Consider the following 13,944-nt stretch of genomic DNA (forward strand, 5'->3'; position numbering starts at 1 on the left):
GCTGTCCCGGTTCTCGTTCCTTCGATCGAACCGGATGATCCCCATGAGCACCGCTGCTGAGTCCGCCCGTCCCGGAACCGCCACCGGGCGGACGGACGACGATCCTCCCGCCCCGTCCCGCGCCCGTCGGCGTCTCGGGCTGCTGCCCCGGATCGTCGTCGCGATCGTGCTCGGCGTACTCCTGGGCCTGGTCGTGCCCGAGGCGATCGCCCGCGTGTTCACGACCTTCAACGGTCTCTTCTCCGCGTTCCTGGAGTTCCTCATCCCGCTGATCATCGTGGGCCTGGTGACACCGGCCATCGCGGAGCTCGGTCGCGGGGCGGGACGGATGCTCGCCGCCACCGCGGGCATCGCCTACCTCTCCACCCTGCTGTGCGGGATGTTCGCCCTCGCCGTCTCCCTGCTCGTGCTCCCGCGACTGATCGGCGGCGCGGAGGTCGCCACGCTGGAGAACCCCGAGGACTCCGCGATCGCCCCGTACTTCAGTCTCGAGATCCCGCCGGTGTTCGAGGTGATGACCGCGCTGATCCTCGCCTTCTGCCTCGGCATCGGGCTCACCCTGGTCCCGCGCGGTGCGCTGCAGGAGTCCTTCGAGCAGCTGCGCACGATCGTCGTCCGCACCATCGAGGCGATCATCATCCCGCTGCTGCCACTGTTCATCTTCGGCATGTTCCTCGGGCTGACCATGAACGGCCAGATCTGGACGGTGATCGGCACCTTCCTGACCGTCGTCCTGCTGGTGCTGGCGATGACCGTGGTGGTGCTGCTGGCCCAGTTCTCCCTCGCGGGCTGGGCGAGCGGCCGCAACCCGCTGCGCATGCTGTGGACGATGGCGCCGGCCTACGCGACCGCGCTGGGCACCAGCTCCTCGGCGGCGACCATCCCGGTGACCATCGAATGCACCAAGCGCAACGGGGTCCCCGCCGCGATCGCCGACTTCGTCGTGCCGCTGTGCGCGACCATCCACCTCGCCGGCTCCACCCTGAAGATCACCACCTTCGCCGTGGCCATCATGATCGTCACCGGCACGCCCCTGGACGTCGGCGCCCTGATCGGCTTCGTCGCCATGCTCGGCGTGGTGATGATCGCCGCTCCCGGGGTCCCCGGCGGCGCGATCATGGCGGCCGCGGGCGTGCTGTCCTCCGTACTCGGCTTCAGCGAAGCCGCCGTCGGCCTGATGATCGCCGCCTATATCGCGATCGACTCCTTCGGCACCGCCACCAACGTCACCGGTGACGGCGCCATCGCCGCGCTCATGGCCCGGCTGCGCAGAGGTCGCCTCCCGCAGGCGGCCGAGAGTGCGCCGCGTCCGGAGATGCACGGGGTCTGACCGCCGCTCCCGTTGACGGTCCCCTCAGCCGCACGTAGCCTTCTCATATGAAGATGTCATCAGATGTGCAGGTGTCGTCCGGGGTCGGCGACGATCCCGGTGATGACCTGGTCGACCCGGGGCGGGTCGCGCTCGCCCGTGAGCGCATGCCCGCCGACGCCGACGTGGCTGACACCGCGGACGTCTTCTCCCTGCTCGGCGAGCCGAACCGGCTGGCGATGCTGCTCGCCCTCCTGGACGGGGAGCTGTGCGTGCACGACCTGGCCGCGGTGACCGGGCAGTCCGACTCCTCTACCTCGCACGCCCTGAAGCTGCTGCGCGCCCATCGCGTCGTCGCCCCGCGGCGCGACGGGCGTCGCGTCTTCTACCGGCTCGATGATCCGCACGTGCGGATGCTGCTCGATCTCGCGGTGGCCCACACCGCGCACACCGAGGCCGCCCACCCCGAACGCGAGGGGCACAGCTGATGGCTGCGGGGCACTCGCACTCCCACGGATCCGCCCATGAGGCGCTGAGCGCCGGCGGCCGCCACCGCTCGCGCCTCGCGCTCGCCGCGGTGCTGGTCGGCGCGTTCTTCCTGGTCGAACTGATCGCCGCGCTGGTCTCGGGCTCGCTCGCGCTGCTGTCCGACGCCGGGCACATGGCGGCCGACGTCCTGGTCCTGTCGGCCGCGCTCGGGGCGACCGTGATCGCGGGCCGTCCCGATCGCAGCGGGCGCCGCAGCTTCGGCCTGTACCGGGTGGAGGTCTTCGCCTCGCTGCTCGCCGTGCTGGTCATGCTGGCCGTCGCCGCCTGGGTGATCATCGAGGCGCTCGGCCGGATCGGCGAGGCGGCGAGCGTCGGCACGGGGGTGATGCTCGTCGTCGGGCTGCTCGGCCTCGCGGTGAACCTCGTGGTGATGCGGTTGCTGGCACAGGGCGCGCGGGAGAGCCTGAACGTCAAGGGTGCCTACCTCGAGGTTCTCGCCGACACGGTCGGCTCCCTCGGTGTGGTGATCGCGGCCGTGCTGGTGGCGCTGACCGGATCGACGCTCGCGGACACGGTCGTCGCCCTGGCGATCGGCGTCTTCGTCGCCGTGCGGGCGGTGATTCTGGGCCGCGAGGTTCTCGGCGTGCTCGCCCAGGCGACCCCCCGGCACCTGGTCCCCGCCGAGGTCGAGGAGGACCTGGCCGGGGTCGCGGGCGTGAGCGAGGTGCACGACCTGCACCTGTGGACGCTCACCTCGGGGATGGACGTGGCGACCGCTCACCTGCGCATCGACCACGGCTGCGACCCCCACGGGGTGCTCGACGAGGCCCAGGTGCTGCTGCGCGACCGCCACGGGCTGGAGCACTGCACGCTGCAGATCGAGCCGGAGGACCACCGCAGCGACCACGAATCCGCGTGGTGAGCCCGCCGCCCGGGGCGGCGGGGATCGTATGCTCGGAGCCATGACTTCCGCCGCCGCAGCATCCGAGACCTCCGCGCCCGGCACCGCGCCGCTGACCGCCGTCGTCACCGGTGCCTCCTCCGGCATCGGCCGCGCCACCGCCACCCGCCTGGCCGTCGACGGGTGGCGCGTGCTCGCCGTCGCCCGACGCGAGGAGAAGCTCCGCGAGCTCGCCGCCGAGACCGGCTGCGAGATCCTCGCCGTCGACGTCACCGACGACGACTCCGTGGCGGCGCTGACCGCCCGCGTCGAGGACCTCTTCGGCGGCACCCTGAACTCGATCGTCCACGTCGCCGGCGGCGCCCTCGGCGTCGATCCGGTCGCCGAGGCGGATCTGGAGAAGTGGCAGGGGATGTACGAGTCCAACGTGCTCGGCGCCCTGCGGGTCACCCGGGCGCTGCTGCCCGCGGTGCGTGCGAGCGGCCGCGGTGACGTGCTGTTCGTGACCTCGGTGGCCGCCCACGAGGCCTACCCCGGCGGCTCCGGCTACAACGCCGCCAAGTCCGGCGAGCACATGCTCGCCCGTACCCTGCGTCTGGAGCTGAACGGGGAGAAGGTGCGCGTGATCGAGGTGGCCCCGGGAATGGTCCGCACCGAGGAGTTCTCCCTGGTGCGGCTCGGTGACCGGGACGCGGCCGACAAGGTCTACGAGGGCGTCGAGAACCCGCTGACGGCCCAGGACTGCGCCGACGTCATCGCCTATGCCCTCAGCGCCCCCCACCACGTCAATCTCGACCTGGTCACCGTGCGCCCCCTCGCCCAGGCCGCCGCGCACCGGGTCGCCCGGCACCAGGGAGTCTGATGGCCCACGGGGCCGGGCATCCCGCGGCCCAGGTCGCAGACCACCGGACGGAGCGGCCGGACCTGCGCCGGGTGCTCGCCCTGTTCCGCCCCTACCGTGGCACCCTGCTCGCCGTGCTGGCCCTGATCGCGATCGCGGCGGCCGCCGGGGTCGTCTCCCCGTTCCTGATCCGCGAGATCGTCGACGTCGCCCTGCCCGAGCAGCGCGCGGACCTCCTGGCCTGGGCCGTCGGCGGCCTGGTCGCCGTCACCATCGTCTCCAGCGCCCTCGGCGTCACCCAGGCGATGCTGTCCACGCGCGTGGGCCAGGCCGTCATGCACGACCTGCGCGTCTCCCTGTACGGGCACCTGCAGCGTCTGGGCCTGGGTTTCTTCACCCGTACCCGCACGGGAGAGATCCAGTCCCGCATCTCCTCGGACATCGGATCCATGCAGGCCGTGGTCACCACGGTCATGACCCAGATCGTCTCCGCCGGCGCCGGCGTGGTGATGGCTCTGGTCGCGATGGTGGCGCTGGACTGGCGGCTGACTCTGTTCTCGCTCATCGCGCTGCCGATGGCGGTGTGGATGAACCGGCGGGTGGGGCGCCGCCGGCGGGTCATCGTCCGCACCCGGCAGGAGAAGGCCGCGGATCTCTCCGCGGGCATCCAGGAGTCGCTGTCCGTCTCCGGCGTGCTGCTGGGGCTGACGATGGGGCGATCACAGGCGCTGACGGAGGCCTTCACCGCGGACTCGCGCGAGCTCGCCGACCTCGAGGTGCGCTCCGAGATGGCCGGCCGCTGGCAGATGGCCGTGTTCACCACCGTCATGGCCCTGTTCCCGGCGCTGACCTACTTCGTCGGCGGCCATCTGCTGTTCCGCGACTCCGGGGGAGGGGGCGTCACCATCGGCACCCTGGTCGCCTTCATCGCCCTGCAGTCCAGCCTGTTCCCCCAGATCAACGGCCTGCTGCGGGTCGCCACCCAGGTCAACAGCTCCCTCGCCCTGTTCACCCGCGTCTTCGAATACCTCGATATCCCGGTCACCGTCGACGACGCCCCCGATGCCGTCCGGCTCGACGTGGCCCGGGTGCGCGGCGAGATCCGCTTCGAGAACGTCTCCTTCGCCTACCCCGAGGCGGACGAACCGGCGCTGCGGGGCCTGGACCTCGTCGTCCCCGCCGGGAAGCACACGGCCGTGGTGGGCACCACCGGATCCGGCAAGACCACCACCGGATATCTCATGGCCCGCCTCTACGACCCCGATTCCGGTCGCATCACCCTGGACGGTCACGACCTCCGCCAGGTCGCCCGCGAATCGCTCGCCGAGAGCCTCGGGGTGGTCACCCAGGAGACCTACCTGCTGCACGCGACCGTCGCGGAGAACCTGCGCTTCGCCCGGCCGGACGCCCAGGACGAGGATCTCGAGCGCGCCTGCCGGATCGCCCAGATCCACGAGCACATCGCGGGCCTGCCCGACGGATACGCCACCGTGGTGGGCGAGCGCGGGTACCGGTTCTCCGGCGGCGAGAAGCAGCGTCTCGCGCTGGCCCGCGCCATCCTCCGCGACCCGCCGGTGCTGCTGCTGGACGAGGCGACCTCCGCGCTCGACGTCGCCACCGAGCGGGCGATGTCCGGGGCGCTCGGCGCTCTCGCCCGCGGGCGCACCACGGTCTCGATCGCCCATCGGCTCTCGACCGTCCGCGACGCCGATCAGATCCTCGTCATGTCCCACGGCGAGATCATCGAGCGCGGCACCTTCGCGGAGCTGGTCGCCCGCGGTGGCGCGTTCGCCCAGCTCGCCGCGCAGGATTCCTCCGGCCAGGGCGCACTGCGGTAGCCCGGCCGGAGCGCCGCCTACGACCAAAGAAGGAGAGGGATCTCCACCGCTGGCGGGATGTGCGGGGGCGGCCCGCGGAGCGAGGATCGGAGCATCGCCGGGCGCACCCGCCCGGCGGTGACCACAGCTCCGAGCGGACAGGACGCCATGATGGCGATGACGCACCCCGACGACCCCTCGTCCCGGCACCGCGGCGGCAAGCCCGCCGCCGGCCGACCGGTCCTGTTCGTGCTGCTGCTGGGGCTGGCGGCGGTCGGGGTCCTCTGGCTGCTGGTGGCGGGCCCGAGCATCACCGTGCCGCTCGCCGTGGCCTCGGCAGCGGGACTGATGGCGCTGGTGGGCCTGACCTGGGTGGTGGCCGGGCCGCGACTGTGACGAGCGAGCGCTCAGACGTCGATCTCGATATCGCCCTCGCCACGGGAGACGCAGGTGATCATCTGATCATCCTTCTCATCGTCCATGAGGAACTCGTCCATGTGCTCCACCTCGCCGGAGACCAGGGGGACCACGCAGGTGCCGCACACGCCGCCCTCGCAGGAATAGTCCATCGGGATGCCGGCGTCGAGCAGCGCTTGCAGGAGGGATTGCCCTTCCTGGACCTCGACCGTCATGCCCGACTTCAGGCACTTGGCGGTGAAGGGCTCTCCGAACAGCGACATGGGTGCTCCTCCAAGCTGGATCGTCCCGACGCCCGGGATCTGTGACGTCGGCGGGAACGCGCCCACCAATATCCCACGCCGGCGGCTCAGGCGAACAGGACCGGCCGCCCAGCGTGAGCCCTGTCTCAGCATGGCGGGCTCAGGCGGCGTTCCCCTCCTGGCCCTCGCCGTGACCGTCGTCCTCGTCGTCCTCCTGGGATCGGGGCGGTGCGGGGGCTGCCGCGGAGCCGGGGGTGGGCGAGGCGACGGAGGCCCGGTCGCCGTGACCGGTCGAGCCGGTTGCACCGGTGGTCGGGGCCGACGGGCTCAGGGCGAGCGCGGCCGGACCGAAGCTGAGGACCAGCATGGCGGTGGCGCCGAGGGCTGCGGCACCGGCAGTGGCCCGGTCGCGCAGGCCCCGATGGGCCGCAGCGCTCCCGGCCTCGGGGAAGGTGCCCTCGGGCAGTCCCGCGCGCTCCTCCGCCCCAGGGATGTGCGACGAGGGGCGCGGACGATGCGCGGAGCGGGACTCGTCCTCCATGTCGGTTCCTCCTTCAGGGACCTGCCGGCGATCTGCCGATGGGCCCATCCCATGGCCTCGACCTGAACTGCGGCTGTGCACGCGGCGCGGTTTCTCTGTGCCCCGCGGCGCCGGGACCCGGTTCCGCCGTGGGCCGAGTCGCCGTGTCATCCGCATCTCCTGCCCTCGCCGCCGCGTGACCGGTCCGCAGGCGCCGCGTACACTGGCCGCCATCGGCATCGACCCGGCCATCACCGGAGAGCCGCGGGAAGAACCGCCCGGCCGCCCGCACGCGGGCGCGGGCCCAGTAGAACCCGCCGGGACCAGCCCGTCACAGCTGAGGAACGAGGGGACGTCCCGTCGGCCGTCGGCCGGCGCAGGGCGTCAACCGGGGTGGTACCGCGCCACCGGCTCCGGCCGGCAGCGTCCTCGGACAGCGAGATGTCCCAGCCGCCGTCCCCTGTTCTCCCCTCGGAGGTCCGTCCCATGGTCTACCCGGTCACCGGAGGCCCGCTCGTCCCCTCTGTGAACCTGCCCGCGCTCGAGAACTCCGTCCAGGAGTTCTGGCGGGCCGACGACACCTTCCGCGCCTCGATCGCCCAGCGCGAGGGCTCCGAGGAGTTCGTCTTCTACGACGGGCCGCCCTTCGCCAACGGCCTGCCGCACTACGGCCACCTGCTGACCGGCTTCGTCAAGGACGTCATCCCGCGCTTCCGCACCATGTGCGGCTACAAGGTCGACCGCCGCTTCGGCTGGGACACCCACGGCCTGCCCGCCGAGCTCGAGGCGATGCGCGAGCTGGGGATGACCGAGAAGTCCGAGATCGAGGAGATGGGGCTGCAGGCGTTCAACAGCGCCGCCCGGAACTCGGTGCTGAAGTACACCAAGGAGTGGGAGGACTACGTCACCCGCCAGGCCCGCTGGGTGGACTTCGAGAACGACTACAAGACCCTCGACGTGTCCTACATGGAATCCGTGCTGTGGGCCTTCAAGACCCTCCACGACCGCGGCCGGGCGTACGAGGGCTACTACGTGCTGCCGTACTGCTGGAAGGACCAGACGCCGCTGAGTGCGCACGAGCTGCGCATGGACGAGGACGTCTATCAGGAGCGTCAGGACCAGACCGTCACCGTGACGTTCCCCTTCACCGGGGAGCGGGCCGAGGAGCTGGCACTGGCGGGCGTGAAGGCCCTGGCCTGGACCACCACCCCCTGGACGCTGCCGACGAACTTCTCCCTCGCCGTCGGCCCCGAGCTGGACTACGCCGTGGTCCCGGCCGGCCCGCTCGGCGCCGCCGACGGCACCGCCGCCGGCGAGGGACGCTTCCTGCTGGCCGCCGACCTGGTGGGCGCGCACGCCAAGGAGCTCGGCTACGAGGACGCCGAGGCCGCCGTCGCCGCGATCGAGCAGCGCCGCTTCGCCGGTCGCGAGCTGGAGCACGTCGCCTACGAGCCGCTGTGGACCGTCTACTCCGAGGACCGGGAGCGCTGGGGCACCCAGAACGCCTGGATCGTCACCGTCGCCGACTACGTCTCGACCGACGACGGCACCGGCGTGGTCCACCAGGCCACCGCCTACGGCGAGATCGACCAGCAGGTCAACGCCGAATACGGCATCCCCGTCATCGTCTCCGTCGACGACGGTGCGCAGTTCCTGGACTACTTCGCCGGCACCGACCTCGACGAGATCGCCGGGCTGCAGGTCTTCGACGCCAACCGGCCCCTGATCCGCAACCTTCAGCGCGCCGGCCGCCTGCTGCGCGAGACCAGCTACGTCCACTCCTACCCGCACTGCTGGCGCTGCCGGACCCCGCTGATCTACAAGGCCGTCAGCTCCTGGTACGTGAAGGTCGCCGACCAGCGCGAGCGCATGCTCGAACTGAACGAGCAGATCGACTGGGTGCCGGGCAACGTCAAGGACGGCCAGTTCGGCCGGTGGCTCGAGGGCGCCCGGGACTGGGCGATCTCCCGCAACCGGTACTGGGGCTCGCCGATCCCGGTGTGGAAGAGCGATGACGCGAACTACCCGCGCACCGAGGTCTACGGCTCGCTCGCCGAGCTCGAGGAGGCCTTCGGCACCCTGCCGCGCGACGAGCACGGCGAGGTGAACCTCCATCGCCCCTACATCGACGAGCTCACCCGGCCGAACCCGGACGACCCCACCGGCCGCTCGACGATGCGCCGCGTGAGCGAGGTGTTCGACGTCTGGTTCGACTCCGGGTCGATGCCGTACGCCCAGGTGCATTACCCCTTCGAGAACGCCGAATGGTTCGAGTCCCACAACCCGGCGGACTTCATCGTGGAGTACATCGGGCAGACCCGCGGCTGGTTCTACACCATGCACGTCCTCTCCACCGCGCTGTTCGACCGGCCCGCGTTCTCCAGCGTGATCTGCCACGGCATCGTGCTCGGCGAGGACGGGCAGAAGATGTCCAAGTCGCTGCGCAACTACCCCGACGTGCGCGAGATGTACTCGACCTACGGGGCCGACGCCATGCGCTGGTTCCTCATGTCCTCGCCGATCCTGCGCGGCGGGAACCTCATCGTCGACGAGCCCAAGATCCGCGACGCCACCCGCCACGTGGTGCTGCCGCTGTGGAACGTCTGGTACTTCCTGGCGCTGTACGCCAATGCCGCCGGGGACAAGGACGCCGACGGGCGGCCGACGGGCTACCGGGGACAGGCGCGCTACGACTCCGACGACGTCATGGACCGCTACCTGCTGGCCCGCACCGGTGATCTGGTGCGCGGGGTCAAGGGGTCGCTGACCGCGCTGGCGATCGCCGACGCCGCCGAGCAGATCCAGGACTATCTGGACATGCTCACCAACTGGTACGTGCGCCGCTCCCGCGACCGGTTCTGGGAGGGCGACGCGCAGGCCATCGACGTGCTCTCGACGTGCTTGGAGACCCTGTGCCGGGTCACCGCGCCGCTGCTGCCCATGGTCACCGAAGAGATCTGGAAGCAGCTGACCGGCGGGCGCTCCGTGCACCTGACCGACTGGCCCGATGACGCCCTGTTCCCGCGGGACGAGCACCTCGTCGCGCAGATGGACGACGTCCGCCACATCGCCAGCGTCGGCAACTCGCTGCGCAAGAAGGAGCAGCTGCGGGCCCGGCTGCCGCTGGCCGAGCTCACCGTGGTCCACCACGACCCCGCCTCGCTCGAGCCGTTCGCCGCGCTCATCGCCGACGAGCTGAACGTCAAGCACGTGCGCCTGCTGGACGTCACCAGTGAGGAGGCCCAGGGCATGGGCGTCGAGCAGCGCCTCGTCGTCAACGCCCGCGCCGCCGGGCCCCGCCTGGGCAAGCAGGTCCAGGCCGTGATCAAGGGATCCAAGAGCGGCGACTGGTCCGTGGACGAGTCCGGCCGGGTCACCTCCGGCGGCATCGCCCTGGAGGAGGGGGAGTACTCCCTGGACCTGGTCGCGGGGGAGACCTCGGCCATGGAGGGGCGCGCGGTCGGCGTGCTGCGCGGCGGGGACTTCCTCGCCCTCGATACGCGGGTCAGCGCCGAGCTGGAGGCTGAGGGCACCGCCCGCGACGTGGTCCGGGCGATCCAGTCCGCGCGCCGCGAGGCGGGCCTGGACGTCTCCGACCGGATCCGCCTGACCGTGGACGGCGACGAGGCGGTGACCTCCGCGGTCGCCGCGCACCGGGACCTGGTGGCCGCGGAGGTGCTCGCCGTGGATCTCGCGGTGCCGGCCGCCGCTGCCGAGGGCGCGCACAGCGCGAGCGAGACGGTCTCCGGCGGCGCCGTCATGGTGTCCGTGGCACGCGCCTGAGGCCGCACCGGGCCGGGGCGGTGGGCGAGCTGTTCGCCGTCCCGGCCCGGTGTGGCGCTTCTCCAGGTCCGCTCATGGCCTCACGGCAGGGCCACGCTTCCTGCAGGCCAGGCGCCCGAGCCGGTGAATTCGGCGTGGCGTCTGGATTGCAAGTCGGTATCAGCTGGTCAGAGCGTAGATGTGTGACCGCCGCGCCGCTCTATGCTGAGCACGGATCCATCCCCGGGATCCCTGACCTCGGAGATCACGATGGCTCTCGCCTCTTCCTCGTCGCGCCACCTCGCGTCGGTCCTGTCCGTCCCGGTTCGCGCTCGAACTCGTCGGCGCTCGCCGGCGTTCCTCGTCCTTTCTCTGGCCCTGCTCGCGGGCGTCGTGCTCGCCGGCGCCCCGTCGGCTCGCGCCGAGTCTCCGCCGCCGGGCCTGGGAGGCTTCTCGCCGGGATCCCTCATCACGGACACGAGGATGTTCGACTCCGAGACGATGACCGGAGCGGAGGTCGATGCCTTCCTTGAGGAGCGGGGGGAGAAGTGCATTGACGGCACGGACGGCGCGGCCTGCCTGAAGAACTTCACGGCGGACACGCCGCATCGAGCCGAGACCGCCTATTGCGCGGCGATCCCCGCGGCGCGGAACGCCACCGCCGGCCGCATCATCGCCGACGTCGCCCGCGCCTGCGGCGTGAACCCCCAGGTGATCCTCGTGATGCTCCAGAAGGAACAAGGACTGATCACGACAAGGAACGCGACGCCCCGCCAGCTCGAGCAGGCACTGGGCTTCCGCTGTCCCGACTTCGACGGCTGCGACCCGGCTTTCGGCGGATTCGCCCAGCAGATCTACCACGGCACCTCCCGGCTGCAGGAGTACGGCGACCCCGCCCGCAACTACCGGTACCAGGCGGGCAAGACCTACGACATCCAGTACAGCCCGTATGCCTTCTGCGGCTACGGCGAGGTGAAGATCGCCAACCGTGCCACCGCTGCGCTGTACAACTACACGCCCTTCACGCCGACCCAGGCCACCCTCGATGCCGGGGCCGGGGCGGTCGCCGATGACGTCTGCGCGACCTATGGCAACCGGAACTTCTTCCGCAACTTCTCGCTGTGGTTCGGCTCGCCCACGGGAGCCCCGGCGGATCGGCACCCGATCTCTGCAGCGTGGAGCAAGGATCCGGTCGCACCCTTCACCGACGTGCCCTACGGCAGCTCGATCTTCTTCACCGAGATCGCGTGGATGAAGCACACCGGGCTGTCCACCGGCTGGTCCGACGGGACATACCGCCCGCTGGAGCCCATCGCCCGCGACGCCATGGCCGCCTTCCTCTACCGCGCCGCCGGCTCCCCGGAGTTCACCCCGCCGGGGAAGTCCCCGTTCACCGACGTCAGTGCGAAGACCTCGATCTTCTACAAGGAGATCACCTGGGCGGAGTCCGAAGGCATCACGACCGGCTGGCCGGACGGCACCTACCGCCCGCTGCAGCCCGTGGCCCGTGACGCCATGGCGGCCTTCCTCTACCGCGCCTCGGGGTCCCCGGCGTTCACCGCGCCCGCCTCCTCCTCGCTGACCGACGTCACCCGGGACTCCTCGATCTTCTACCGGGAGATCACGTGGGCCGACGCGGAGGGAATCACCACCGGCTGGCCGGACGGCACGTACCGCCCGCTGGATCCCATCGCCCGGGACGCGATGGCCGCCTTCGTGTACCGGATGAGCGTGGACTGACAGCTCGGGCGGAGAACGCCGCTCAGCGCATGTCCTCCCGGCCGACCTCGACGACCTGGTCCGAGACCACGACCACCCCCTCGCCGACGTAGCGCCCCTCGAGATCGGCCTGCAGCCGGGCCAGGACGGGGTTGCTGTCGATGCTGTGGCGCACGGAGCCGAAGTAGCCGCCGGTCGGGTCGATACCGCGGGACGTTCGCAGCACGGACTCGTGCGCGTTGGTGATCTGTGAGGACTCGCCATGCGTCTGCTGCGGCGCATCGAGCCAGGCGTCGTGGACGTTGGGCGCAGCGACCCGGCTGCCGTCGACCCGATGCCCGTCCAGATCCAGCCGCGGCACTGGATCGGCGATGTGGACCGGCGCGTACCCGGGCGAGGGGAACCCGGCCACCTGGGGCGTCGGCGCCCACACCGGGTTGTGCGCCACATTGACCACCTCGGTGGCGGGCCGGGCCGGCACGACCGTCTCGACCGGGGATCCCACCGAGAAGATGTGGGTGACGTCGTAGGAGCCGAGCCGGCCACTGGTGCTGTTGAACGTGGGGTCCGCCGCGAGCTGCGCGGCCGTGAGCCCGCCCTGGGAGTGGCCGACGAACAGGACGTCCGCGCCGGGCGGCACTCCCGTCGCCTCCATGGCGGCCCTGACGTCCGCCATCGCCGCGGACTCCTGTCCGGCCATGGACCGCAAGTTCGAGTCCCAGCCGGCGGAATTTCCCTGCGGACCCCACGCCTGCGGATCCCAGATGGGCTCCCCGCCGGTCGGCGGCGCATGGACGATGTAGGCCTCGCCCCCGTCCGCCGCCCGGACGGTCTGGATGCGCACCTGCCCCGAGCTCGTGCCGTCGTACCCGCCGGCCGCCACCCCGACGATGCCCGACCGCCGCGCCTCATCGTTCGCGACGATCAGATCGGCGAGGTCCTGCGGGGTCGCAGGATGAGGGATCTCGCGGACCCCGTGCACGGTGACATCCGTCCTCGGATCGAGGAACCCGGTGTCGGCAACCAGCTCGGCGGGGGCGATCACGGTGGAGCCGGCGGCCAGCAGCGTGCTCGCGCCCAGCTCGGCGATCGTCGGCACGCGCTCCCCGGTGGCCCAGCCCTCCAACAGGCCGCCGAGGGCGTCGCCGTCCCGGTGGGCCTGCTCGAGACCGTCGGGGTCCAGGCCCAGCCGGCCGGCTGCCCACCCTGCTCCCTCCAGCGCCTGGTCGACTCCCCACCCGATCGCGTCGGAGACGACGCCCGCGAGGTCCGACGCGGCACCCTCGAAGGGCTCCTCGAGCCAGTCGGGCAACCGCGGATCGTCCCGGGTCAGGTAGCCGGATCCGTCGATGCCATGGCGGTCATCGTTGCCGTCGTGGCCGGGCAACGGCTGCGGCCGCCCGGCGGCTTCGGCAGCTCCCGCCGCGGAGGCGGCATCCTGCCGGGCAGCCTCGGCCATGAGCGTGCCGGAGAGCGAGAGCAGATCCGTGCCCAGCTGAGTGAGCCGCCCCGAGGCCAGATCGCTCCATCGCGCGCGGAGGACATCGGCATCCGGGCCGACCCAGCCGACCCCCGCCACCACCGGGTCCAGCCGCCCCCGGAGCTCGGCAAGATCCTCGGACGCCGAGCGCAGCCGGTCGCCGTGGGCGCGGGCCCGCCGCGTATCCATCCCCCGGAACGCGAGCGCGTGGGACATCGCACTGCCTCCCCTCGCCTCTCCGGGACCGCGCTGGCCGCGCCGGCCGTCGGATCGAGGCTATGAGCGGGCAGATGCTCCCGCGCCCGGCGGTGCCATCGAGGTGGACGGCCGCACGCTGGGGAGGAACCATCACAGCGGTCCCTCGTACACTGATCGGCGCCCCGTACGCCTCGCAGATCCCAGGAGCCGCTGTGCCGAGTTCTCCCCGCCCGGGTACGTCCCGCCCGG

Annotated in this window: 11 protein-coding genes; 8 read left to right on the forward strand and 3 right to left on the reverse strand. The window is 71.5% G+C overall.

Annotation, left to right across the window (positions count from 1 at the left end):
* Window positions 1-43 precede the first annotated feature (43 nt).
* From AC5020_RS09380 to AC5020_RS09405, 6 genes are all read left to right on the forward strand, one after another.
* Complete coding sequence (locus tag AC5020_RS09380) at window positions 44-1,330, forward strand: dicarboxylate/amino acid:cation symporter (protein ID WP_464988084.1); 1,287 nt, start codon at window positions 44-46, stop codon at window positions 1,328-1,330.
* 47 nt (window positions 1,331-1,377) lie between these two features.
* Window positions 1,378-1,797 (forward strand): ArsR/SmtB family transcription factor, encoded by a 420-nt coding sequence (locus tag AC5020_RS09385; protein WP_464988085.1) that lies wholly within the window; start codon window positions 1,378-1,380, stop codon window positions 1,795-1,797.
* Entirely contained in the window at window positions 1,797-2,720 is a 924-nt protein-coding gene (locus tag AC5020_RS09390) for a cation diffusion facilitator family transporter (protein ID WP_464988086.1), read from the forward strand. Before AC5020_RS09385 ends, AC5020_RS09390 begins: the two co-directional genes overlap by 1 nt.
* Window positions 2,721-2,760: 40 nt before the next feature.
* Window positions 2,761-3,561, forward strand: a complete 801-nt coding sequence (locus AC5020_RS09395) for an SDR family oxidoreductase (RefSeq protein WP_464988087.1) — start codon at window positions 2,761-2,763, stop codon at window positions 3,559-3,561.
* Window positions 3,561-5,378: an ABC transporter ATP-binding protein gene (locus AC5020_RS09400; RefSeq protein ID WP_464988088.1), complete on the forward strand. Its 1,818-nt coding sequence runs from the start codon at window positions 3,561-3,563 to the stop codon at window positions 5,376-5,378. The genes AC5020_RS09395 and AC5020_RS09400 overlap by 1 nt, the downstream gene beginning before the upstream one ends.
* 117 nt (window positions 5,379-5,495) lie before the next feature.
* Window positions 5,496-5,753, forward strand: coding sequence for a hypothetical protein (locus tag AC5020_RS09405; protein WP_464988089.1), 258 nt, complete (start codon window positions 5,496-5,498; stop codon window positions 5,751-5,753).
* 11 nt (window positions 5,754-5,764) lie between these two features.
* On the opposite strand, the gene AC5020_RS09410 is transcribed toward AC5020_RS09405, so the two are convergent.
* Window positions 5,765-6,037 carry a 2Fe-2S iron-sulfur cluster-binding protein gene (locus AC5020_RS09410; protein WP_464988090.1) on the reverse strand — a complete coding sequence of 91 codons (273 nt, stop codon included), beginning with the start codon at window positions 6,035-6,037 and terminating at the stop codon, window positions 5,765-5,767.
* Window positions 6,038-6,176: 139 nt separating this feature from the next.
* On the reverse strand, window positions 6,177-6,557 hold the full coding sequence (locus AC5020_RS09415) for a hypothetical protein (RefSeq protein ID WP_464988091.1): 381 nt from the start codon (window positions 6,555-6,557) through the stop codon (window positions 6,177-6,179).
* A 465-nt stretch (window positions 6,558-7,022) separates the two neighbouring features.
* On the opposite strand from AC5020_RS09415, the gene ileS reads away from it, so the two are divergent.
* Entirely contained in the window at window positions 7,023-10,319 is a 3,297-nt protein-coding gene (gene ileS, locus AC5020_RS09420; RefSeq protein WP_464988092.1) for an isoleucine--tRNA ligase, read from the forward strand.
* Window positions 10,320-10,781: 462 nt separating this feature from the next.
* Window positions 10,782-12,038: an S-layer homology domain-containing protein gene (locus AC5020_RS09425; RefSeq protein WP_464988093.1), complete on the forward strand. Its 1,257-nt coding sequence runs from the start codon at window positions 10,782-10,784 to the stop codon at window positions 12,036-12,038.
* A 22-nt stretch (window positions 12,039-12,060) separates the two neighbouring features.
* Here the strand turns inward: AC5020_RS09425 and AC5020_RS09430 are convergent, their stop codons facing one another.
* The gene (locus AC5020_RS09430; protein WP_464988094.1) at window positions 12,061-13,713 is read right to left on the reverse strand and encodes a lipase family protein; all 1,653 of its coding nucleotides are present in this window, start codon (window positions 13,711-13,713) and stop codon (window positions 12,061-12,063) included.
* Window positions 13,714-13,944: the final 231 nt, after the last annotated feature.

Source organism: Brachybacterium sp. SYSU DS0246 (assembly GCF_059391765.1).